27 protein-coding genes and 1 riboswitch are annotated in these 22,939 nt (G+C 50.4%); of the genes, 23 read left to right on the top strand and 4 right to left on the bottom strand.

The genetic code is table 11. The annotated features are described in order from the left end of the window. Window positions 1-31 precede the first annotated feature (31 nt). A complete protein-coding gene (locus AB4124_RS05095; protein ID WP_076324797.1) occupies window positions 32-817 on the top strand; it encodes a helix-turn-helix domain-containing protein in 786 nt (261 codons plus the stop codon). 483 nt (window positions 818-1,300) lie between these two features. After that, entirely contained in the window at window positions 1,301-2,146 is an 846-nt protein-coding gene (locus AB4124_RS05090; RefSeq protein ID WP_441971502.1) for an SDR family oxidoreductase, read from the top strand. Between the two features lie 65 nt (window positions 2,147-2,211). On the opposite strand, the gene asd is transcribed toward AB4124_RS05090, so the two are convergent. Beyond that, window positions 2,212-3,015, bottom strand: coding sequence for an archaetidylserine decarboxylase (gene asd / locus AB4124_RS05085; protein ID WP_076324795.1), 804 nt, complete (start codon window positions 3,013-3,015; stop codon window positions 2,212-2,214). A gap of 163 nt (window positions 3,016-3,178) precedes the next feature. After that, window positions 3,179-3,291, top strand: a riboswitch (TPP riboswitch). Window positions 3,292-3,382: 91 nt separating this feature from the next. Here asd and AB4124_RS05080 point away from each other — a divergent pair. The 9 genes from AB4124_RS05080 (at window position 3,383) to AB4124_RS05040 (ending at window position 11,769) form a co-directional block, all read left to right on the top strand. Further along, window positions 3,383-4,012, top strand: a complete 630-nt coding sequence (locus tag AB4124_RS05080) for an ECF transporter S component (protein WP_076324794.1) — start codon at window positions 3,383-3,385, stop codon at window positions 4,010-4,012. Beyond that, window positions 4,005-5,681: an ABC transporter ATP-binding protein gene (locus AB4124_RS05075; RefSeq protein ID WP_441971499.1), complete on the top strand. Its 1,677-nt coding sequence runs from the start codon at window positions 4,005-4,007 to the stop codon at window positions 5,679-5,681. The genes AB4124_RS05080 and AB4124_RS05075 overlap by 8 nt, the downstream gene beginning before the upstream one ends. Then, window positions 5,678-6,484 carry an energy-coupling factor transporter transmembrane component T family protein gene (locus AB4124_RS05070; protein ID WP_430111945.1) on the top strand — a complete coding sequence of 269 codons (807 nt, stop codon included), beginning with the start codon at window positions 5,678-5,680 and terminating at the stop codon, window positions 6,482-6,484. The genes AB4124_RS05075 and AB4124_RS05070 overlap by 4 nt, the downstream gene beginning before the upstream one ends. 274 nt (window positions 6,485-6,758) lie before the next feature. Continuing rightward, entirely contained in the window at window positions 6,759-7,328 is a 570-nt protein-coding gene (locus AB4124_RS05065; protein WP_076324791.1) for a TetR/AcrR family transcriptional regulator, read from the top strand. A 4-nt stretch (window positions 7,329-7,332) separates the two neighbouring features. Then, complete coding sequence (locus AB4124_RS05060; protein ID WP_076324790.1) at window positions 7,333-7,692, top strand: DMT family transporter; 360 nt, start codon at window positions 7,333-7,335, stop codon at window positions 7,690-7,692. 697 nt (window positions 7,693-8,389) lie between these two features. Beyond that, window positions 8,390-9,088 carry a response regulator transcription factor gene (locus AB4124_RS05055; RefSeq protein WP_076324789.1) on the top strand — a complete coding sequence of 233 codons (699 nt, stop codon included), beginning with the start codon at window positions 8,390-8,392 and terminating at the stop codon, window positions 9,086-9,088. Continuing rightward, window positions 9,088-10,020, top strand: a complete 933-nt coding sequence (locus AB4124_RS05050) for a sensor histidine kinase (protein ID WP_280530279.1) — start codon at window positions 9,088-9,090, stop codon at window positions 10,018-10,020. Before AB4124_RS05055 ends, AB4124_RS05050 begins: the two co-directional genes overlap by 1 nt. 143 nt (window positions 10,021-10,163) lie before the next feature. Next, window positions 10,164-11,087, top strand: coding sequence for an ABC transporter ATP-binding protein (locus tag AB4124_RS05045; RefSeq protein WP_441971496.1), 924 nt, complete (start codon window positions 10,164-10,166; stop codon window positions 11,085-11,087). Then, window positions 11,080-11,769: an ABC transporter permease gene (locus tag AB4124_RS05040; RefSeq protein ID WP_441971494.1), complete on the top strand. Its 690-nt coding sequence runs from the start codon at window positions 11,080-11,082 to the stop codon at window positions 11,767-11,769. The genes AB4124_RS05045 and AB4124_RS05040 overlap by 8 nt, the downstream gene beginning before the upstream one ends. Before the next feature lie 81 nt (window positions 11,770-11,850). Here the strand turns inward: AB4124_RS05040 and AB4124_RS05035 are convergent, their stop codons facing one another. Then, window positions 11,851-12,048, bottom strand: coding sequence for a hypothetical protein (locus AB4124_RS05035; protein WP_076324785.1), 198 nt, complete (start codon window positions 12,046-12,048; stop codon window positions 11,851-11,853). Between the two features lie 608 nt (window positions 12,049-12,656). Here AB4124_RS05035 and AB4124_RS05030 point away from each other — a divergent pair. From AB4124_RS05030 to AB4124_RS05005, 6 genes are all read left to right on the top strand, one after another. Then, window positions 12,657-13,247 (top strand): YkoP family protein, encoded by a 591-nt coding sequence (locus AB4124_RS05030; protein ID WP_213643276.1) that lies wholly within the window; start codon window positions 12,657-12,659, stop codon window positions 13,245-13,247. Then, window positions 13,244-13,993 (top strand): polysaccharide deacetylase family protein, encoded by a 750-nt coding sequence (locus AB4124_RS05025; protein WP_076324784.1) that lies wholly within the window; start codon window positions 13,244-13,246, stop codon window positions 13,991-13,993. The genes AB4124_RS05030 and AB4124_RS05025 overlap by 4 nt, the downstream gene beginning before the upstream one ends. Before the next feature lie 222 nt (window positions 13,994-14,215). Then, on the top strand, window positions 14,216-14,359 hold the full coding sequence (locus AB4124_RS05020; RefSeq protein WP_430111932.1) for a hypothetical protein: 144 nt from the start codon (window positions 14,216-14,218) through the stop codon (window positions 14,357-14,359). A 334-nt stretch (window positions 14,360-14,693) separates the two neighbouring features. After that, window positions 14,694-15,290 (top strand): LysE family translocator, encoded by a 597-nt coding sequence (locus AB4124_RS05015; protein WP_441971491.1) that lies wholly within the window; start codon window positions 14,694-14,696, stop codon window positions 15,288-15,290. 6 nt (window positions 15,291-15,296) lie between these two features. Then, on the top strand, window positions 15,297-16,076 hold the full coding sequence (locus tag AB4124_RS05010; protein ID WP_441971489.1) for a helix-turn-helix domain-containing protein: 780 nt from the start codon (window positions 15,297-15,299) through the stop codon (window positions 16,074-16,076). 100 nt (window positions 16,077-16,176) lie between these two features. Beyond that, window positions 16,177-16,926, top strand: coding sequence for a hypothetical protein (locus AB4124_RS05005; RefSeq protein ID WP_441971487.1), 750 nt, complete (start codon window positions 16,177-16,179; stop codon window positions 16,924-16,926). Between the two features lie 193 nt (window positions 16,927-17,119). Here AB4124_RS05005 and AB4124_RS05000 read toward each other — a convergent pair whose 3' ends face one another. Both AB4124_RS05000 and AB4124_RS04995 read right to left on the bottom strand, forming a co-directional pair. After that, on the bottom strand, window positions 17,120-17,545 hold the full coding sequence (locus AB4124_RS05000) for an ImmA/IrrE family metallo-endopeptidase (RefSeq protein ID WP_076324780.1): 426 nt from the start codon (window positions 17,543-17,545) through the stop codon (window positions 17,120-17,122). A gap of 70 nt (window positions 17,546-17,615) precedes the next feature. Next, window positions 17,616-18,035 (bottom strand): helix-turn-helix domain-containing protein, encoded by a 420-nt coding sequence (locus tag AB4124_RS04995; protein WP_430111926.1) that lies wholly within the window; start codon window positions 18,033-18,035, stop codon window positions 17,616-17,618. A gap of 298 nt (window positions 18,036-18,333) precedes the next feature. Here AB4124_RS04995 and AB4124_RS04990 point away from each other — a divergent pair, with 298 nt between their 5' ends. The 6 genes from AB4124_RS04990 to AB4124_RS04965 all read left to right on the top strand — a co-directional run bounded on the left by AB4124_RS04990 (window position 18,334) and on the right by AB4124_RS04965 (window position 22,836). Continuing rightward, the gene (locus AB4124_RS04990; protein ID WP_379407268.1) at window positions 18,334-18,810 is read left to right on the top strand and encodes an ArpU family phage packaging/lysis transcriptional regulator; all 477 of its coding nucleotides are present in this window, start codon (window positions 18,334-18,336) and stop codon (window positions 18,808-18,810) included. 457 nt (window positions 18,811-19,267) lie between these two features. Continuing rightward, window positions 19,268-20,107: a hypothetical protein gene (locus AB4124_RS04985; RefSeq protein WP_441971485.1), complete on the top strand. Its 840-nt coding sequence runs from the start codon at window positions 19,268-19,270 to the stop codon at window positions 20,105-20,107. Window positions 20,108-20,117: 10 nt separating this feature from the next. Further along, window positions 20,118-20,327: a hypothetical protein gene (locus tag AB4124_RS04980; protein ID WP_076324776.1), complete on the top strand. Its 210-nt coding sequence runs from the start codon at window positions 20,118-20,120 to the stop codon at window positions 20,325-20,327. Window positions 20,328-20,329: 2 nt separating this feature from the next. Then, on the top strand, window positions 20,330-21,796 hold the full coding sequence (locus tag AB4124_RS04975; RefSeq protein ID WP_441971483.1) for a phage tail sheath family protein: 1,467 nt from the start codon (window positions 20,330-20,332) through the stop codon (window positions 21,794-21,796). Window positions 21,797-21,856: 60 nt separating this feature from the next. Further along, window positions 21,857-22,264: a phage tail tube protein gene (locus AB4124_RS04970; protein WP_098748814.1), complete on the top strand. Its 408-nt coding sequence runs from the start codon at window positions 21,857-21,859 to the stop codon at window positions 22,262-22,264. A gap of 137 nt (window positions 22,265-22,401) precedes the next feature. Continuing rightward, complete coding sequence (locus AB4124_RS04965) at window positions 22,402-22,836, top strand: phage tail assembly chaperone (protein ID WP_076324773.1); 435 nt, start codon at window positions 22,402-22,404, stop codon at window positions 22,834-22,836. The last annotated feature ends 103 nt before the right edge of the window (window positions 22,837-22,939 follow it).

The following is a 22,939-nucleotide window of genomic DNA, read 5'->3' as shown; positions in this document are numbered from 1 at the left end:
TTTTTGAATGAGATGAGGGGGTTATGACGTGATGCTAAATGCATCGCCGTCTTCTTTTATAATCATGTCTGCGCTTGCCAAAATCGTATGTGAGCCAGGCTGGAAATGGCAAAAACGCGAAAGACCCATGCAGAATTATGATTTGTTCTATGTATGGAGCGGTGAAGGCACGGTCGAGCTCAATGACGAGCCCTTTGCTGTGGGAAAAGGAAGCTGCTTCCTGTTCCGACCAGGAGATCATACGAGTGCGACGCACAATCCGCAGAAACCGCTCGTATTGACATATATCCATTTTGATGTGGCCGACCCGGTGCAGCATATCCCTGCATCCTATCGCAAGCTGACGGAAACGATGGATTTTGAATATTTGCTCGCGCGCTACGTGCGTTTGTATCTGGACAAGCCCTATGGATCATTGGAGGAGGGGCAGCTTATTCTGAAACAGCTGATGATTCATCTGCTGCGTTCAGATCTTGCTGAGCCGGTGGTCAAAAAAGCAAGCAATCAGCTGTCAGAGGCTATCCATGAAATCGCGAATTATGTCCGTCAGCACCCGGGGGTTCCCCATCGGGTAGAGGATTTGGCCGCTAGAGCGGGGTTGTCCCCCCGTTACTTCTCGATCAAGTTCAAGGAACTGATCGGCACGCCGGTGCAATCATACATCATTCAGATGCGGATCGAGCGAGCGCAGCATCTGCTGCTGCACCAAGGCATGAACGTAACGGAGGTAGCTGACGCGCTGGGTTACCGGGATATTTTCTTTTTTAGCCGGCAATTTAAGCAGTATACGGGCAAGAGCCCATCCGAAATTCGGTGATTCCCTCGCCCTTCCATAACTTACCTGATTGGTAGGAGGGGTTAATGGTTTCATAGCAAGCGATTTAGGGTAAAAAACGAGATACAGTTTTATTTTATGAAGGGGGGAGAGAGGAATGAGCCCAAGAAGACGGGTGCGTGGACGTTTCTTCAGTCGTGGTGGCTGCGCTATTTTCAGAAATCGCTTGCGCCGTATGAAGACAACGACTCAAGATCATCAGGATGTATGGTTTTAAATGAGACCTGGCCTACATACGGGTGACGTTGAATCCCGTTATCATATACGCTTTTCTCTGGATGAACGCAAAAGGGAGCTAAATGGCTCCCTTTTTTCGATATGTTTTTAGGGTCCGCGCAAAGTATTTGGAATAATAAAGCGTTGAAGGCAGGGTTTAAGAAAAATGGCCCGGGCAGGCATTTCGAATAACGGAAGGGTGATGGGTGTGATGGAGAGAGTGGCATTGGCCGAGCAAGCGGTGATCCGGTGGTAACGGCGGGAGCAGGAAAGGTTGCGCTGATCACGGGCGCGTCGAGCGGGTTCGGACTGCACATCAGCTTGGAGCTGGCAAAAGCAGGTTATGACGTGGCAGCGGGTCTGCGCAGGCCGGAGACGGCTGCAGAACTGTTGGCCCGAGCCGAACAAGCCGATGTTGCCAAGCGTATTCACGTATTCCAGCTGGATATCTGCATCGAGGAACAAGTCAAGGCCGCTGCCTTGGAGTTGGAGCAGAGGTATGGCCGGTTGGACGTGCTGGTTAACAATGCCGGGGAAGCGGTAGGCGGCATGGTGGAGGAAGTGCCGCTCAGCGGCTGGCGAAAGCAGATGGAGACGAATTTTTTCGGGACCGTATCGGTGACACAGCATATGCTGCCGCTGCTCCGGCGAACCGGAAAATCCAAAATCATTCTCATGAGCAGCGTGGTCGGATTTCCGGGTTATGGACCCTATGCGTCCTCCAAATTTGCGCTGGAAGGGTTTGGCGAAAGCCTGTCCATGGAAGTGATGCCCTTTGGCATTGATGTCGTGCTGATCCAGCCTGGTGCCTATGGTACGCCGATCTGGAACAAAAGCTTTGGGGAGCTTACGGTGAAGGAAGGATCACCCTACAGCGGTCTGCTGAAGGGCGTGCTGGACTATTCCGAGCGGACAGCCAGGGGAAGCGGGGATCCGCAGGAGGTAGCCAGGCTTGTGGCAAAAATTGCGTCCATGGCTAAGCCCAGGTTCCGCTATATGCTGCCCCGAGGCACGCGGGCGACCGCATGGATCAAGGGCGTACTGCCGGATCGGCTGTTTCAGCGGATCATTTATCGGATGCTGGGTCGGCGTTAATCATTCATGCAGCCAATGATTTATGGCCTTAACTTGTCATGCGATGTTTGGTAAGGTAGATGGAATCACCCTTTTCTGGCTGGGGACGGGTGAAGCAAACCGAGCAGTTCTCCCATCTTCACCTTGGAGCCGGGTTCTAGGTCACCTCGAGGGGTAAACGTGCCGTTCTCCGTCAAAAGTACAACTGTAGAGCCGAATTCAAAGTACGCGAGTTCATCGCCGATTTCGTATTTCTTCACGTTCTCGTCAGCATAACGGATGCTGCTTACGTTCATGGCTCCGACCTTCACGACGGCAACTTCGCCGAACTCATGCGCAATATAGGTAATGAGGCGCTCATTGCGGCTGAGCACATTCCGGATATGGGTCATCGCAAAATCGTTCACGGGGTAAACGCGTCCCTTCAAATGCTCGCTTTCCGCCTGAACACCGGTTACCGGGGAATGAATGCGATGATAGTCGGTCGGGCTTAAATACAATACAAATGCATAACCGTGGATGTAGTTTTCCATTCTCGGTGATTTCGCGAGCAGCTCGCTCAAGGTATAATCCTGTCCCTTAACGCTCAGAATGGTACCGGCGTTGACGACGCCCATTGCCGAAATTGTGGCATCGACTGGGCTTACCATGGCGTCGGCGGTGTCATCTATGGCGCGGAGGCCTATTTTTAACCGGCGGGAAAAGAACTCGTTCAGTGAGCGGTATTCGTTGATTTCTTTCTCCGCTTCGTGCGCCGGAATTTGATAAATTCGTATGAATGCAGGTATTAGATGACGGCTCAGCCGGCTGTGGGAACAATGCCCCATGATTCGGGACAGCCACTTGCGGGAAGACAGCTCAGTCATCAGACGCAGCAATTGTTTAGCCATGTCATTCTCCTTTGTGCATAGGTGTCAGCAATAAACGTTGGTGGAAAAGCCAATCACTCTGATATTGACATAGAATGAGATGGAAATCAATAAATAGCCATTTTTGAAAAAAGGTTCTTGCTTATTCCGGAGTGAATGTGTATTTTAAAGTTAACATAAAACCGAATAGGAATACGGGGGCTTGAGTGAATCAGGCTGAGATTGCAGCTGCTATCCGCTGTTGACCGTTAATCTGAACTGGGTAATGCCAGCGTAGAGAATATCCGACCCTGCCTACATAGGGCCTATTTTTCCGTCTGCGCGTTTTTCCAGACGGTTTTTTGTTGTGTTTACACAAAAATAGAGGTGGAGAGGGGAATGTGTTATTATGGGAACGTCTGTGCAAGAGAAGTTGGGGGTTCAGCCCCGAAAAGGACTGCGGTTAAGCGATATTTTGGTTACGGTACTGGTATCACTGGTGCTTGGCGTCATTTATCACTTCTGGGGTTCGGTTTACAATCTATTAAAACCGCTGTTCTTTGAAGCGGATGAGTTGTTATACGGCATGTGGTTCGCTGCAGCCACGCTTGCTTACTTGTTGATCCGGAAGCCGGGAGTGGCCATTATCGCGGAAGTGGCGGCGGCCCACGTAGAAGTGCTGTTTGGGAGCGGCTGGGGATTGACCCTACTGTTGTATGGCGTCATTCAAGGACTGGGGGCTGAATTGGTATTCGCGGCGTTCCGTTATCGGAGCACCTCAGCGTGGACGCTGGCGATTGCCGGTGCCGGCGCAGCCATCGGCTCGATGATCATGGACTTCTATTACAGCTATACGGATGACCTGCAGACGTGGATGTTCCTCGCTAAATACGGTATGCGGGTACTTAGCGGCGCCGTCATTGCAGGCCTTCTTATGCTCCTGCTGGCTAAAGCGCTTGACCGTACGGGCGTGACATCACTGCTCCGTCCTGCGTCGAAGAAGGATTACGAAGCACTGGATGATCCGCGCCATGTCTAATGCCACGGTTAGCCCGGTTCCGGCTCAGTCTGTTGAGATGCTTCCGGAACCGGCCGTGTATGTGGAGGGATTGCGCCTGAAGTATCCGGGCGAGGAGCAATTGATGTTCAAAGACCTCTCCTTCTCGGCTGTCCGCGGGGAGAAGGTGCTGCTGCTCGGTCCGAGCGGCTGTGGCAAATCTACGCTGCTGCAGGTGCTTAGCGGGATGATTCCCCGCGCGACGGAGGTGCCGATGAAATGCGGGGCCCAGCTGATTCCACGCTCTTGGGGTTATGTATTTCAAGATCCGGATACCCAGTTCTGTATGCCGTACGTGGATGAAGAGCTGGCTTTCGTACTGGAAAATCTAAGTGTCCCCCACGACAAGATGAAGGAGCGGATGCAGGCGGCCCTGCGCGAGGTGGGGCTTGATCTTGAGGAGCTCCATATGCCGATCGGGCATCTGTCTCAAGGCATGAAGCAGCGACTTGCGCTGGCATCGGCTCTGCTGCTGGAGCCGGAAGTGCTGTTCCTTGACGAGCCGTCTGCGCTGCTCGACCCGGAAGGCAGGGAGCAAATCTGGTCCGCGGTGAAGGCCGTTTCGGAAGGGCGTACGCTGATCATCGTGGAGCACCGGATTGAAGAAATGGCCCAATATGTGGATCGTGTCGTGCTGTTCAGCCCGGATGGGGTAATTCTGGGCGAAGGTCCCCCAGCAGCGATATTCGCTGAATACGAGAAGGAACTCCAAGCCTATGGAATCTGGTATCCCGGCGTATGGGAGGATTATGCGCAGACCCGGGCGGGCAGAGAGTTGTTTGCTCTGGTCGACGTGTTTGGCGATGAGTCGGGTAATCTTGTACATGAGGCTGCTCCGACGTACGCTCAGCGTGGGGAGCCTGTTATTCAACTGGCGGATTTCAGAGGGCTCCGATGGGATAAACCCGTTATCGCTCTCCCTTCTGCGGAGGTGGTTCCGGGACAATTCATTTCGGTGGTAGGGCCGAACGGAGCAGGCAAAAGCTCGCTGCTGTTAAGTTTGATGGGGCTGCTGCGCTCCGAAGGGACCTATGTGCTTTGCGGGGAAGAGGTCATTCAGGGCAAGCGCCGAAAGGTGCGAAAGAAGAGAGAGCAGCAGCTGCGCCAAATCGGATTCGTGTTTCAGAATCCGGAGCTTCAATTCCTGACGGAGCGCATCGGTGATGAGGTGGTTTACTCGCTGCTGGTGGATCATGTGCCGCCGGAGGAAGCGAAGGTGCAGGCCGACCGCTGTCTTGAACGCTTTGGACTGAAGGGCATGGAGGCTAGGCATCCGTACCAGCTGTCGACAGGCCAAAAGCGCCGCTTGAGCGTGGCTACGGCCATGGCAAGACAGCCATCCGTCCTTCTCCTGGATGAGCCAACCTTCGGACAGGATGCGCGGAATACGTTCGCGATTCTGGAGATGTGCGAGCAGCTGCGCCGCGCGGGAACCGCCATTCTCATGGTGACGCATGAAATGGAGATCGCGCAGCGGGTTGCCACGCATATATGGGAAATCCGGGAGGGACAGCTGACTTCGAGCATGCCTTCCCCGCGCTGGTCTGGCAGGATTGCATCCGAGCAGGCGGCTAAGAGAGTAAACGGCGCTGCCGATCCTCGGGGCACCTTAGCCGCGGCCGATCATCGCCTCACGGGGGTGAACGCATGAATATATGGAACCCCGTGCGGATCACTTGGCTGCACCGGGCGAATCCGGTGGTGAAGCTGGGACTGATCTGTGTGCTGTTTTTCATGACGGTGTTAACCCATGATCTTGATTTTGTTTTGTATCAGGCGCTTATCTTTATGGTCTGTCTGGTGGTGCTCAGCGGGGTGAAGCCGTGGAAAATGCTGTTGTTCTTTATTCCGTTTCTGCTTGCCTTCATATCGTCCGCCTCTTCCATGATGCTGTTCGGTAAGGGGGAGACGATCTGGTGGGAGTGGGGATTGTTCCGGGTATCGGAAGAAAGCTTCTACCGGGGGCTGCATTTGGGCTTTAAAGGAATTGCCTTTGCTTCGGAGGGGCTGCTGCTCGTTACGACAACGTCCTCGGTGGATTTATTCTACAGCCTGATGCAGAAGCTGAGGCTGGCGCCCAAATATGCCTACAGCTTCATGGCTTCGATCCGGCTGCTGCCCATGGTGTGGGAGGAATATGTAATCCGCCGCCAAGCCTTGAAAGTGCGAGGAGTTCGCCCGATTCGCGGGATTCGCGGCATGGTGAATCGCGCAGGACTGTATGTGGTGCCGCTGCTGGCGCAGAGCATCCGCCGGGCCCATCGGGTAGCCGCTGCGATGGAGGCCAAGCAATTTGACGGAGACCGGGCGAAGGCCCGAACGTATTATTACCCATCTCGTTATTCCCGCTACGATCTTCTGGTCGTCGGATTACTGACAGCTGCCGCTTTCTGCGCCTATGCTGCAGCCGGAAATTTTCCTTGGTTCGGCATTGGCGACGTGCGGTTTGATTAAAGGGTTGTTTTCTGGATAAGAGCCTGCTTACGGTATGTAAGCAGGCTCTTTTTTTTATGAGATCAGATTAACTCCAGAGGGTCTAGCCTGTTTATCTCGCAAGAAAAACTTTCTATTATAAGCGGCGGTCCGGCTCTTGAGAAAGTGCACGGTCGCATTTTTCTTCACACGTATATTTTATAGAAATCATGTCTGGATTTCATGCCGATGGAGGCGTTATAATACTAATGGTACCGATAAAGTATTTACAGTACCAGAAGGGGAGTTTGTTCACTTGCGCGAGCGAATATTGAATGAAACGATCCGCTTAATTCAGCGGCAGGGGTTTACTTTTACGGTTAGTGATCTGGCCCGCGGCCTTGCAATTAGTAAACGGACGATCTATGAGCACTTTTCATCCAAGGAAGAGATTGTCGAACATATCATCGACGGAATGATCCGGCATATTCAGCAGCGCGAACATGAAATTGCGGGGGATGAGGAGCTTACCGTTCTGGAGAAGATTCATCAGATTCTAATCTGTCTGCCGCAGGAGATGGAGAAGATGGATTTGGGAATGTTGCCGGATCTGAAGCGCTCGCATTATGCGCAATGGGAGAAGCTGGACACCTTTTTCAGAGAGGAATGGGGCATTGTTACTGAGCTGATGGAGCAGGGGATGGCCGAGGGAAGTATCAAACGAATTCATATGCCGCTATTCATTGATCTGTATCTCGGCTCGCTCCATCAGATTTATGATTCGAGGGCAACGGTGAAGCATCAATTGCCGCTAGGGGAGCTGCTGCAGTCCGTCATGGACATCTTATTGTTCGGCATTGCCGCAGAGAAACGGGAGGAGTCTTGAGATTATGCATTGGTTGTATTTAAGTTTGGCTATTCTATTTGAAGTGGCTGGGACACTGAACATGAAGCTGTCGGAGGGGTTCAGCAAACCGCTGCCCAGCGTTCTGCTGGTGGTGTTCTATATTTGCAGCTTGAGCTTCTTGACGCTGAGCTTGAAGCAGATTGAAATATCCGTAGCTTACGCGATCTGGTCGGGACTTGGCATCATGATCATTACCGTCATCGGTTATATGTTCTTTGCGGAGCAGATTAATGGTCTGAAAATATTCTCGATCCTGCTGATCATCGCGGGGGTCGTTCTGCTGAATCTATCCGGCAGCGCACATGCGCAGGAACAACCAAAGACGCACCAGTCCGGTCACTAAGGGCGATAGAATGAACCGGAATCTGCGGAAGAGCCGTACTCATGCGTAGAATGGAAGAGGGACCGTGCGCGAACACGATCCCCGAGTACAACGTACCGCCATAAGAGCGGCCTTACTATAGGAATTCGATCAGAAATAGACCGTGATCCTGACCAAGGGCGGTCTATTTCTTTTTATGGAACGAAAGTATTAACACAAAGTCATTAGAAACTAATTAGGCTTTAGCCGGATGGAAGGAATCAGTCGAATGGAATATGTTACACGAAACCAGCATGGGCCATTTTGTTTTAGGTGTCGCACTTCATATTACAATCCGTCTTCCCTTATCGTTTGACGATCCATACGTTTGCCCTTAGGAATGCGAGAACTTTTCTTTTTGCAGCACTCTCATGGTTGCCTGGACATCCCCCCGCCCAAGAGCTGGCAGGAGTTGATGAACGTCCAGACCGCAACAACGTTCTAAAATAGCGTCCATTGTGCATCCCTCACATTTAAAAGATGCGGGTCATGCAGCCTTCGATTTGTATTTTTGTACACGTGCTTCATGCGACACTCGGCGGTACGCAAGGCTGCAACAGATCGGTTTGTGGGGTTATTTTAGTTTGAGCGGTTATTTGAAGATGAATCTGAATATACCTCGGAGCCGTTGTTTCCAGTATATTAGAGTTATGGACGTAAAAAGAAAGGCGTGAATGACGTGGCTTCGAACATACTTCTTGTAGAGGATGACAGCTCGATTGGCGAAATGGTAGAGAGCTATTTGACGATGGAAGGTTTTCAGGTGGTGCTTGCCAAAGACGGAGAGGAGGCGCTCGAGCGGTTTGCCGAACGAGATTATGACCTCGTACTGCTGGATATGATGCTGCCCAAGATCAGCGGTATGGATTTTCTTAAAAAAGTCAGGGAGAAAAGCCATGTGCCGGTACTGATCGTATCCGCAAAGGATGGGGAAGTGGACAAGGCGCTCGGCCTTGGTTTTGGCGCGGATGACTATATTACGAAACCTTTTTCGATGATTGAGCTGACGGCTAGAGTGAAGGCCGCTATCCGCCGCGTGACGGCTTATGCAATAGCACCCCCAACTGAGCAAAATAAAATCATCCGGGTCCATGAACTAGAGATGGATCTGGATCATTTGACCGTGACCAAAAACGGCCAGGAGATCAAGCTGACGGCCAAAGAACTGCAAATTTTAAAGCTGTTTATGACGAATCCGAAAAAGGTATTCACCAAGCAGCACATTTTCACATCCGTCTGGAATGACGACTATTTCGGCGATGAAAATGTCATTAATGTGCATATGAGCCGTTTGCGCGACAAAATTGAAGATCAGCCCTCCGATCCGCAGTACATCAAAACGCTGTGGGGCATCGGCTACCGTTTGGGGGAATTTTAGTGGTTGCCGTTCTGCTGATTGTTGTGATCATGTTGGCGTTGCTGAATGTGATGCAGTGGATGGGTCGGAAAAAAAGAGCTAAGCAGCTCGGCTACATCATCGATAAACTGAATACGATTGAGGATTCGTCCTCGCAGGAGCAACTGCTGCTTTTTACGGAGGATCCAGGATATCGTAGACTGTTGATTGCTATCAATCACTTGCTTTTGCAAACCAGGCAGTCCGAGACAGGATTTATGCGTACAGAAATCGCGATGCGCCGGATGTTGGCAAACATATCGCATGATTTGAAGACGCCGCTTACCGTGGTGCTCGGTTATATCGAAACGTTGAACCAGAAGGCCGACTTGCCAATGGAGGAAAGGGAGCGGCTACTGGATAAGGTGCATACGAAGACTGTAGAGATCGTAGAGTTGATCAACCGTTTTTTTGACCTGGCCAAGCTGGAATCGGGGGATAAGGAGATGCCCCTGACCCGCATACATATCAATGAAATTTCCAGAAACAGCATGCTGATGTTTTATGATCTGATCGAATCCGAAGGGTTGCAGGCTGACATCGATATTCCGGAAACACCGCTTTATGCATGGGGCAATGAAGAAGGACTAAACCGCGCATTAAACAATGTGCTGAGCAATGCGATCCGTTATGGTTCACAGGGCAAGGTGATCGGCATGAAGCTGCGGGATGAGCAGGGCCGGGTGCTTATCGACATTTGGGATAAAGGCAAAGGTATTCATGAACGGGATCAGGAGCTTATTTTCGAGCGGATGTATACGCTGGAGGATTCAAGGAATAAAAGATTCCAGGGCAGCGGTTTGGGTCTGACGATTACGAAAAGACTGATTGAGCTGATGGGCGGGGAAATCCGGGTGGCGAGCAAGCCGTATGAACGGACCGTTTTTACGATCTCGTTAAAAAAGCTGTCTTAGCGGGCTCAACAGCATATTAGTGCTAGACAAAAACCGGAGCGGCCACCTCGCACACTTAAGAGATTCGTAAGAATTGCGCAAGAAATATGAAAATGTTGGCGGTTATACTATGATCAAGAGATAAGTGAGAGGGGCAAATATAAATGAGTTATGTCATCAGTACCCGCCATGTCAGCAAAACCTATAAAGGCAAAGATGTTGTCTCTGACGTCAGTATGAATATCAAGCAGGGGCAGATTTACGGACTGCTCGGTCCAAACGGAGCCGGTAAAACAACGCTAATGAAAATGATGCTGAATCTGGTCAAACCAACCAGCGGCGAAATTGAAATATTTGGAGAGAAGCTTACGCCTTCATCGGTTGAAATGTTTAAACGCATAGGCAGCATTATCGAGTATCCGATTTTTTACGATAAAATGACGGCGATTGAAAATCTGGAGATGCATGCGGAATATATGGGTTATTATAACAAATATGCAATTAACGAAGCGCTTGAGATGGTCAATCTGACTTCGATCCAAGGCAAATCGGTATCCGAATTTTCGCTTGGCATGAAGCAGCGTCTGGGCATGGCCCGCGCGATTATAACCAAACCGGAGCTGCTCATTCTGGATGAACCGATCAACGGACTCGATCCGGTCGGAATCAGGGAGTTCCGTGATCTGCTTCGTATGCTGAGCAAGGAATACCGGATGACGCTGCTGGTTTCCAGCCATTTGCTGAGCGAGATCGAACAGGTTGCAGATACGATCGGCATTCTTCAGGGCGGCAAATTTATCCGCGAAGTGTCTATGGATGAGATGCGCAGCGAAAACACAGATTATATCGAAATTGTGACCCCACAATGCAAACAAGCTGTATTTGTACTGGAAAATCAGCTGAAAGTCAGCAATTTCAAAATCGTCGGTGATTCAGTCATACGCATTTACGAGTCCAAATTTACGCAGCAGGAATTGACCAAGGCGCTGGTACTGAATGATGTGGCGATTGAATCGATAAACCATAAGCATACTTCGCTCGAGGAGTATTTTATGCATCAGATTAGCGGAGGTGAGCAGTTTGCTTAAGCTGATCCGGATGGAGATGAAAAAGCAGAAGTTAGCCTGGTTTTTTAGAGGGGCGGTTATTGCAACGATCCTATGCGCCGGTTTCATGTTTCTTATAGCCTACACGGAGGGGAGCAGAGATCCTGCATTCGGGAGTTTCGCCGATGCGTTATCGATAGCGGGGCTACTTTGCCGTGCGGTATTTATCGTGTTTGCTTCAGTCTTGCTAAGCAGATTTATTATTGAGGAATACAAAAATAAAACGATCAGCTTATTGTTTACGTACCCGGTCGAGCGTAAAAAACTGATCATTGCGAAAATGCTGCTGGCTCTGGCTCTTACGTTTGGAGCGATGCTCATCTCGACTTTGATCACCTGTATATCCATTCTGGCTCTGAACAGCCATTTTCAGTATATTCCGGGAAAATTGGAGGCCGGCGTACTACTGCATACGGGGATCCAATTGTTGATCCAAACACTGTCAGCAGCGTGCCTCAGCCTCATTCCTTTATTCTTCGGGATGCGAAAAAAATCCGTACCGACAACGATCGTGTCCTCGATCATTATCGTGGTCTTAGTCAGCAACAACAGCCAGGGCTTTTCGCTTAGCACAAATATAACGATACCGTTGATCTTGGGAGTTATCGGTCTCCTGATTGCTTATCTCTCGTTCCGTAACGTAGATAAGACGGACGTAGCTTAACTAAAAAAGCACTCTTCTTAACGGCAGCTTCGCCTGAAAGAAGGGTGCTTTTTTACGGAGATACCTACATGAATTTGGTGTTCATCTCCGGGGAATTCGGCCCGGCTTAGCTCCGGCAATTTTGCAGTGCATATCCATCTCGGATAAAAAAGCGATAATGTCATCGAGTAGCACATCTTTAAACATGCGGTCATGAGTGAATGAAATACCGGCTTCATAGAGGGCGATTTTGGTTTTGGCTTTTTTTAATTCCCCCAAGGGGATATCGCGGATGTTCATAAAAGATATGCTCTATTCGTTAACTTATGTTAATAAATTAATTCGAGTTGATTTATTTTGTCAACGAGCTCGATCGTGACGAAATCATCAATTTGTTTGGAGCTCATAGGGTCGAAAAAGCTTGCACTTTCGCAGGTTTTTCCTAAAAGAGCGCGATTTAGTCCGGGGAAAAGTGCACTTTTGCATCAATATTCCAATAACCTCTTTTTTTGTAGAGAGGTAGGAGGGGCAATCACTAAATCGGAGCACTGGTACTGCCACCACGTAAAACGGACCGCTGGACTATCATTAGGTAAAGATCAAACACGCGCTGATAGGAGTAACATTACTCTTTTCGATCACTCGATGTCTCTTGTTTTTGGTAATTCCAGCCCGGATTATCGGTACCATCTATTCCGCCGTACAAAGTGCGCATATCCCCAGTATTAAGACTTAAGAAAACATTAAGAAACAAGAAAGGGAAAAGATAGAATCATTTTTTAAAATAATGGCATGGGTTTCCGGTTATCCGCCGTCTAACTAAACAAATGCCTTTCCTGCAGGGAATAAAGGCGAGGTCTAACTGCAGAAGACCGATTCAAAAATGGAAAAGAAAGATGTGACCAATAATGAACATGTTAGCTACCATTACGAAGGCAAGCGCTCAGTCGGTATGGATGGCTTGGGAAGCGGTTTTTGATCAAATCACGAAACTGCGCAGCGCCGGAATAAAAAGATACGGGATTTGCAAGCTGGTCATCCGCCGGCATCATGGAAAAAACCTGAAGTGCCAGGACGGAGAGTGGATTTACTCGGGGGATTGGGTCGGTGAACTCCATTTGGACAACCGGCAGGTATTGGAGCTTTCCAGAGAGCTGGGGGCTGACCGGGCCGCGCTTTTGACCGCAAGAATGCTGCGGAGATCGATCAAGCAAATTAGCGAGGCGATGGAGACGGAACCCGAGCTTGCGCAGGTCAAAGCTTTGACTGGAATAACGCTGCTGCACCGCGGTATTATTCACGGGCTCGGTTTTGAGCTGCATCCGCTGGAATCCAAGGGGTTTCGCGTGTTCTCTACTTATTATTTGCGGCTTTTACTCAAGGTGCTGCATCCGGTGGGCCGGGAACGCATGAAGAAAAATGCTCCCAAGCTTGTGCCCAAAATGCTGATGCTGACCAGAAAATCATTGCTTTTGCGTTATTCTAAGGAAACAGCATGAGTATGGTGATGCTGAATCTGCTGCTGATGTTTGTCTTTATCTATATGATCATTCCATATGTGATCACACGGATCTGGGGATTTGGGGTAACCCTGCGCGGCCGGCGTGGACGGCAGATCGCTTTTACCTTTGATGATGGCCCTGACCCGCTGCATACCCCTAAACTGCTGGATCTTCTCAAGAAAAAAAGGATCAAGGCGACCTTTTTTGTACTGGGCAGCAAAGCGGAGCGATACCCGGAGCTTATGAAACGCATCCACATGGAAGGGCATCAAATCGGGATTCACAACTATTCCCATCTTCCCAATTGGCTAATGAGTCCGCGCCATATACGGAACAAGCATGTACACAAGTCTGCCGATATCATCGAACGAATCACGGGCGAGCGCCCGGCATTTTACCGTCCTCCATGGGGAATTTTGAATTTAGGCGATTTATTTGCTTTGCGAAAATACCGGATCGTGCTGTGGTCGATCATGGGATGGGATTGGGGCAAGGGGAGCAAGAACAAACCGCTCAAAGAACGGATCTTGGATCAGCTTGAGCCAGGCTCGATTATTCTGCTGCATGACAGCGGAGATACTTGGGGAGCGGAGCCTGATGCGCCGAGCCGAATGATCGCAAGCCTTGAGGAAGTGATTGACACGGTCCATATTAAGGGGTATGAATGCGTGCGCGCCGATGAACTGCTGCATAAGCCGCATGATTCGCGCAGCGAACTTTCAAAAGGCTTCCGGGTTGGATGATGCGTGTAATATTAACAAAGAATGATCATGGCCCCAGATACTTTTAATAAAGCCGTGTTGGAACATAAAGGTACAGCCTTATGGATTTTGAGGTTGTGCTTTTTTATTTTGCATGTTTACAAATGGAAAAGTGTGGATTATTATGGTTTTAAATCGATCTATAAAATTAGAATAAATAAATTATATAGAATGAACTACAAATTAGATCGGTGAGATATATGAATGAAAAACGAACAATCACAATCCGTCGAGATTTCCGTGGAGCAGGCCAAACTACTGGGCAGCGCCCAGAGAATTAAAATTATTGGAGCACTGGATCGGAGCTCTTTTGTTTACCCAACTGAGAATCAAAATACCAATCAGTAATTCTTATAACAACGTTATTTCAATATTGGATGACGAGACGAATCGATCGAAAACACGCCGGGATCATTTGATATATCGGATATGAAAGAAAGACAGTATTCTCGATCCTGCTGATCATCGCGGGGGTCGTTCTGCTGAATCTATCCGGCAGCGCACATGCGCAGGAACAACCAAAGACTCACCAGTCCGGTCACTAAGGGCGATAGAATGAACCGGAATCTGCGGAAGAGTCGTGCTCGTTTCGGCTCTTGTTCCGCTGCAATAATGTACTATGCCCCGCTTCGCTTCCGGCTCTATAATGGCAAAGGAAATTCCTTTGTTAGGAGCTATCATCATGAACCTATCTTCGTTTTTTATTTACTGTTTTATCGTGGCATTCTCGCCGGGGCCATCCAATATCGTCATATTGTCTTCAGTCCAAAATTCCGGCATGAAGAAGACCTTGCGCTACATCGCCGGGGCCTCCATCGCTTTTTTCTTATTAATCGCCGCTTCGGTCGTATTAGGCCAGCTGCTGTCTACCAGCATGCCGATCATACTGCCGATCCTGCGGATCGTCGGCTGTCTGTTCATGCTGTATCTCACGTATCAAGTATATACCATGGACGTATCCCGGTCCGGCAATAATCAAACGGCGTCTTTCACGTCCGGCTTTCTGATGCAGTTTCTCAATCCGAAGGTGGTATTGTTCACGCTGACGGTCATTCCCAGCTACGTCATGCCGTATTATACGGCAGGCCCTGTCATCTCGGTGTTTGTTGTCGCGGTATCGTTTATCGGGCTATCCGCGTATATGACCTGGGCCGTGTGTGGTAGCCTTTTTCAAGGAATTATGCAAAAATATCGGAGAACGACCAACACAATCCTGGCTTTGTTTCTGCTGTACTCGGCAATCGTCGTATCCGGCATACCGGAGCTCATAAAGGGGTGATGGAAGATGGAGCAGTTTATTTATAAAAAAGCGGTGGGCATTACGGCGCTGTCCGCGAGCCTGACGGATTTTAAATATAAAAAGCATTATCACGAGGAGTATGCCCTCGGCGTCACGCTGCGCGGCATTCAGAAGTACTCGCTGGACGGCAGTCAGCAGGCTTCTTACCAAAGCGGGGTTATGCTGTTCCATCCAGAGCAGAAACATGATGGCTGGTCCCAGGAACGAACGGGCATCGATTATGTGATGATATACATTCATCCAGAGCTATTCCTGGAATTGATTCAGAAAAAGGATATCGTCCGGTTCCAATCCCCGATTGTCTATCATGCCGGGCTGCGGAAGAGCATCCTGGATGTGACGAGGTCCATCTTCACCGGTGAGCCGGAGGCTAGAAGCAGCGAGCTGCTTCTGGGTTTGGCGGGGCATTTTAATGAGGATATTCTGAATCCTGATAGCCGGAAGGACAGTATGTTTACGCGGAAGGCGAAAAATATGATGCAGGATCATCTGGAGCATGTTCTCCGTTTGGACGAATTAAGCGGGGAGTTCGGGATGTCGAAGTATCAGTTCATCCGTACCTTTAAAGCGAATACGGGTCTGTCTCCGTATCAGTATTATCTGAATTGCAAAGTGGAGCACGCCAAACAGTTGATCGAGGACAGCCGGGATGTATATCAGGCCGTTACCCAGTGCGGCTTCACGGATCTTGCCCATTTGAATCGACATTTCAAGAATGTGTACGGCACGACGGCGTTTGATTATATGTCCCATCTGGATAAGTAAAAGCGGGCAGCAGGGCAGATATACCATGCGGATTTTGATATATGGCCTAGGGATGTTAATCTGTATTTGGATTATTTGATATTACTCAGGCGTTAGCCGGATGGAAGGAATCGTTCGAATGGAATATATCTATGAATCAGCCCAGCGCAGCTATGAGGATTTCGCCAGCGGCCGGGTTCTGTATAATGCGCAGGGAACGACTTCGTTTCCTGTCAGACTAGCCAGTGAGATTGCCCAGCGGTGCTTTCAACTATTGGAGAAAAAAGGGGTACACGGGCCGTATACCTTGTTCGATCCCTGCTGCGGCGGCGCGTATCTGTTAACGGTGGTTGGGCTGCTGCACGGGCAGCGCATTCATCGCGTGATCGGCTCCGACATTAACGCGGAGGTGCTTGGAATAGCCCGGAAGAACCTGTCGCTGCTCCGTGAAGAGGGGCTGGAACAACGCACGGAACAATTGAAAGAATTGTTGGCGTTGTATCATAAGCCGTCCCACCAGGATGCACTGCAAAGCGCTGGCCGATTGAAGGAGCTGCTTAGGTCGTCCTGTGTGGAAGAGACGGTTTGTTTTCAAGCTGATATAACTCAATCGGAGGAGAGTCTGGCATCCTGCGAGGGAATCCATATCGTCATGACCGATCTCCCTTATGGTGACCTGGTTAGCTGGGATGGCGAAAGCAATGAGCCGGTGGAGGATTTCTTTAACGGCATTCATTCCATCCTGGACCCTGCCCGTTCCGTGGTTGCGGTCATATCCGATAAAGGGCAAAAATTAAAGCATGACCGGTTTCAACGGATTCAGCATGTGAAGGTGGGCAAACGACAGGTAGCCATCTTTGAACCGCTTTGAACGGAGGATAGTGGACCTAACAATAGAACAGCCGTCTGCCCCTGCTGCTAACCTCTTGGATGAACTCTTCTCTAAAAGAGGATTGCATAGAAACCCGCTTTTGACGTCATGTCAAGAGCGGGTTGTTTTTTTGCTCGTAGGTGGGAGCTAGCCATCTGGAAGCCTTTACTACAAATCAAGAATATATGTTCGTTTAAAATCTAAAAAAATATAGCATTTCTTGTGGAATGCCAGCTCGTAGATAGAACTCGTGTAAGGACTCACCCGGTCCGGGAGCCAGACCCGCCGTCAATAGGGCAATGGCAAAGCGGTTCGCTTGCCGCTCCAGTTTGCCCGGACTGAAATAGGAATGCTCCTCCAGAAAAAAGCGGCTGATTCCCTTATGGAGACGGTCATGCCCGAGCTCATGCGCGCATACGAAACGCTGCCATGGCGGTGGCAGCTGATTGTGGATGACGATGAATCTCCGCCTTAGCTTACGGAAATACAGCCCTTTGGTCGTTTGGCCTAAATCTGCAAATCTAATATGTATGCCCAAGGAAGTCGCAATTTCAAAAGGGCAGTTGGTATGATGTTTTTTGATCAGCTGACGGATTAAGGGTTGTAAATGATCATCCATGCCGGTTCACCTGCAATATTGGTTTTGGTTGAATCGTTGTAATCGGTATGTAGCTCCTTATCATATAGAATTATTTCTTGCGTTTGTTCATCTGCTTGGCTTCCCAGAACAGTCCGGTCAAGACATCCTTGATGCGCTGCTTGTCTTCCTCGTTCAGAGGGACGCCGTCAAACATGAGCTCACCGTCATCCTCAAGCATTTTCTTGAAATCCCGTTTATCCCTGGAGGTTGCCCAAGCGGGAGCCGAGATGTCTTCATGCTTGGCAGCATCCTGCTGCAGATAACCTGCTTTATTCATCAGCTCTTCATAGGGAACCTCGAGTGCCTCCGCCATTTTGCGAAGCGTTTGCGGCTTGGGTATGCCCCGCAGCCCATTCTCGATCCGGGAGATTTGTGATCCGCTGATGTCGGCGGCCTGGGCCAGCTGATTGATGCTCCAGCCTTTATTCTCCCTCATCTCTTTCAAGTATGATCCAAATATGTGATCCACGTTCCGGCCACTCCTCACCATAGTCCATCTAAAACATCTACATATAGTATAAACATATCCCTCTCCTTTGCCAACAGGTAAAATAAAAGAAAGAATTATTGCCAAAAGGCAAGAATATGAAAGGTATGATCCATATTCCCATGAATAGTTCGCCTATTTGAAGGTTTACGCCGGTCTCCAAATAGTGGTATATTAATGAAAAAATACGAACAAGATACGAACACTTGAAATGAGACAACCTTCTGCCAAATGGCAAATTAAACCTCGACAATGACAATCCAAAGGGGAGTGTTTCCTAATGAATCCATTTTTACCGGAATTGGATCGCAGAAAGACCCAAAATGCTGTTGAAGCGATATTCGAGAAATATCGTATCTATAAAACCATTACATTTGAAGTCAGGGAGACGAGCGTGACCGCATCCTACACGGAACGATTTCACGGACCGACCAACGTTACCTCGGATCAAACGGCAGCGGTTGCCATATATAATGTAGATATGCCTGCGGCCAGGAAGCAGTATTGCGAGATCATCGAGTCGATCGTGGAACGGCTTGGCGACCGGGAACAAACTCTCATTCGGGAACGGTATATGAAACAAGACGACGTATTTGATTACAAGGTGTACAACCATATCCTCGAACCGCCGGTCAGCAAGGATACGTATACCAAGATCCGCACCCGAGCCTTCTATAAACTGGCACTGGCTTTAGCTGACAGGGGGCTGCTGAAGCTGCAGGAATTGGAGAAAGTCGCAAAGAGCAAAATGAGCTGATAAGCGCCGAGCGTGAATAATCAAAACGAGCCAAAACCGGAGGACCTCAGAATGGAGGCCCTCCGGTTTTTTTTCTGTTTCAAGTCGAGGGCGATGTTGCCTGAGATAGAGACCAAGAGGACTTATAAAATACGAACATGAGTTCGTACTATTTTCCGCCGACATTCCACTTAAAGTTCCGCATTATCCGTCCTATAAGACGTCAGCGCATCCGATTTAGGGGTGTAAGATTGTATTATCGGAAATGAAGTTAAACAGAGCATACCGAACACACACAGTGTAGATGTGAGCCGGCCTCAAGAAGGACCGGTTTTTTGCTGCGGCTTTAGGCTTTGATTTCTTCATTTCCGATCCCTATATGAATTAGAAAGGAGGGGGCCGTGTTGCGCAAGCATGTGACCGTCGTAAGAAGCTGGCTAACCTATATACGACCGGAAGCCACTCGGCTATCTGCGGAATGAGAGGGGCGATTAAGCAGGCCGCTCTAGATATCGTTCCGGAGCTTGAAGACCAAATATATGACGTACATCCGCCGGATGGGGTAAGCGAGCCTTTTTATGCTGTGATCACGCTCGGCGAGGACGTCTGGAAATCTTCATGGGCAGGGTACCGGCAGGTGGTGCGGTTGAAGCTGTATGCGGATCGTTCCGAATTGCTTCAGTTGGATCGCTTGGTGGAACTTCTAATCCCGGGACTTCATCGCAAGCGGGTTATCGGAGCTGATGGGAAAGCATTCAAGCTGCATTATTTGGGTGTGCCGGAAGCCGACAAGTTCGATTCTGTTTCAGGCAAAATGATCCGGATCATGCGATTCGGCGTCTATATGCCGCAGGCATCCGGGGCCGGTTCCACCGGACAACCCGACGAATGGCTGCATACGCTGACAGCCTGGACAGAAGATGTGCTGGGTGATCCTTGGCGCATCTATCATACGGCATGGCCGGCGGGACGGGAAGATCACGCCGTACTATGGCGGATGACGGGCTGCGAGACCAAGATGGCGGGCGCTTCGATGTTCGAGGTTCGCAAAACCTTTACCGGGCATATTGCCGCTCTTGATTCCGCGGACGAGCAGCTCACGGCTGCAAGGCTGGTGGAGGAGCTTGGCACCCAGGTCCAACTGATGCTGGATTCGCAGAATCGCCGCTATTTATCCGTTGCGGAGATTTCCTCCGATATGCAGGCCGATCCCATTCTGGACGGGCAGCTGAAGCTAACCTTAGCGCAGCGGAAGATGAGTTCACCGGAGGAAGCCGCCTTGATCAGGCGCATTAACGTTCATCCAATTTTAAAGTGAGGTGGTCACAATGGCTGTGAAAAAAACAATCAAGACAGAAGCTCGCAGTATCAACGCTCCGCGATATGCGCTAGATGAACTCGAAACACACGCCAAGGAACTGTTCGAGGTTCGGGCGGAAGTTCTCGCAGGTGCCATGTATGGGACAGACGGAGAGCTGTTCACGGTAACCGAAGTCAAAGAAAGAATCCAACAATTTATGAAAGCGAAGGTGGTCTAATCATGGCAGGTGGAACATGGGAAAGCACAAATAAACCGGTACTTCCGGGTTTGTATATGAATTTCAAGGCGGCAGCCGCGTCGGCTATTCAGGGCGGATCCCGCGGAACGGTCGTCGTGCCCGTTAAAGCCAATTGGGGCCCGGTGCGCGAGTTCGTGGAGATCGGCAGCGAGTTCGCGATTTCCGAGGTGTATTCTGCGGATAGCCAGGATGGGGCAACGGCTTACGAAACGCTCTATCTGGCTTTGCTTGGCGGTCCGAAGAAGCTGCTGGCTTATCGCCTGGCAGATAGCACGGCGGCAGCGGCTAGCGTAACGCTGCAAAATGCGGAAGCCACGCCTTCCGACGTGCTGAAGCTGCAGGCGAAATATCCGGGCAGTCGAGGCAACGGCTTCTCCGTAACCGTGCAGCCGTCGCTGATCGACCCGTCAGCACGGGAGCTTCGCCTCTATGAAGGCGCCAAGCTGCTTGGTACTTATACAAGCTTGGACGGGACAGCAGCGTCGATTGCGGCGCAGATCAATGAAGACGATGAGAACCTCTGGGTAACGGCTACCGCACTGGAGGCGGCCGGTGTTCCTGCTGATGTGAACGGAGCTGTGCTGTCCGGAGGCAAAAGCGGCAACGGCGGCCTGACGAATGCAGATTATATCGAGATGCAGGATGCGGTCGAAGGCCAGGAATTCAACGTACTTGCGCTGGATTATGCTGCGGATATGGCTCTGCTGCAGAGCTTTGCGGCCTGGGTGAAGCGTCTTCGTCAAGAAGGACGCGGCGTGATGGCCGTATTCGGCGGCAGCGCTGCGGACGATACCTCCAAGGATGCAGCCAAACTGGCGGCAGCCAGGTCGCTTGCATTGAACCATGAAGGGATTATCAATGTAGGTACGGGGGTTCGCCTGTCCGGCGTGAACTATAGTTCTGCCCAGACGGCTGCTTATGTGGCCGGGCTTATTGCCGGTCAACGTTTGAACCAGTCCGCTACATATGCGGTAACGCCATTCGAAGATGTGACTCGCCGCTGGACGCGCTCCGAGCAAGAGCAGGCTGTACGCAACGGCGTGTTCGTGCTTTTCTATGACGGACGTCAGGTGAAGGTGCTGCGCGGCATCAACACGTTGGTGAATCCGGCGGAAGGCCAAAACAATGCCTGGAAAAAAATCCGTTCCATCCGCGTAATGGATGCGATTCATGCGGATTTGCAGCTGGCCGCGGAACAGACTTACATCGGCAAGGTGAACAACACGGAGGAAGGCCGTCTGGCGCTGATCGGCGCCGTGAAGGAATACCTCGCTTCGTTGTCGCTGAGCAATGTCATCGAGCCGGACGGTTACGACGTCATTCTCGATCCGGCGTACTATGGCGATTCCGCCGTGAACACGCCGGAGCCGGATCAGGTCTTCCTGCAGTGGAATGTGAAGCTGACCGACGTGATGGAGCAGCTGTTCGGTACATTTTACGTGCAATAACTAGAACGCTGATCAACATTTTTCTTATAAAAACTTAAAGAAATCGAGGAGGAACTTAACATGTTGGATGCTTCAAGAGTCATTATGGGGACATACGGCCAGGCGTATATTGACGGGGTTTGGCAGACGCATATTAACAAGCTGGAAGCCAGCGTGGAATTGGAGAAGCGCGAGCTGAAGCTGGTCGGCAATGACTGGACGGTGCACAAAAACGGCAGCAAAAAAGGAACCGGCACGATGAGCGGTTACAAGGTCACTTCCGATATGATCGCCCGTGGCTTCACCAAATTCGATATCATCTCCAAGCTGGATGATCCCGAGTCCTACGGTCATGAGCGTGTTCGCCTGATCCGCTGCATGCCGGACAAAATCCAGCTGGCTAACTGGACAGCCGGTGAAGAAGTGCAGGAGGAAACTTCTTTTACCTTTGAGGGGTACGAACTGTTGGACCCGATTCAGGGGGATTAAGAGGTTTCTGCTTAAGCGGTGCTTGAGTATGTCAAAAAGCGGGGGTTCGCCCGGGATGGTGTACCTCATACGGGCGAGCATCGCCCGCTGCAATAGGAAATGGAATCTATTATTTAATGAGCAAAGGGGATATACGCATGAGCTTACATGAGAACATGAGCGAAGAGCAAATTTTGGACAGCCTGTTTGAGGCAGCCGAGAAGCTGCCGGAGGAAACGGTTCGCATTAAGCGCTTGGATATGAAGATGGTGCTGCAGGGTTTGACTTCGAGCAAGGTTGACAGCATCCGCGAGCGCTGCACCGTTCGCCGTACGGTAAAAGGTGCGGTGGATGAGAAGGTGGATACGGAAACGTTTAATGCATTGCTGATTTCCGAGGCCACGAGCAGTCTGTCGGTGAAGGGTTTGACGCTTAGCGGCTGGGGCGATCCGCGGATTACAAGCCGCTTGAAGCTGTCGGGCGGAGAGCAGGCGGTTCGCCGCATGCTGCTGGCCGGAGAGCTGGATGCCGTAGGCGATAAAGTGCTGGAGCTGTCCGGCTTCGGAGTCGAGATTGCTGACCTAAAAAACTGATTGGCTCCGGGGGAATGACGACGATGCTGTATCATCTGTGGGTCCGGCATCACCTTCGTCCCGGAGATTTTTGGCGGCTCCCGCGAGGCGAGCGCCTGTTGCT

This window comes from Paenibacillus sp. 2KB_20 (assembly GCF_052115765.1).
Lineage (GTDB): Bacteria > Bacillota > Bacilli > Paenibacillales > Paenibacillaceae > Paenibacillus_AQ.
Note: the sequence above shows the minus strand (reverse complement) of the source record. Positions and strands in the feature narration are given on the sequence as shown.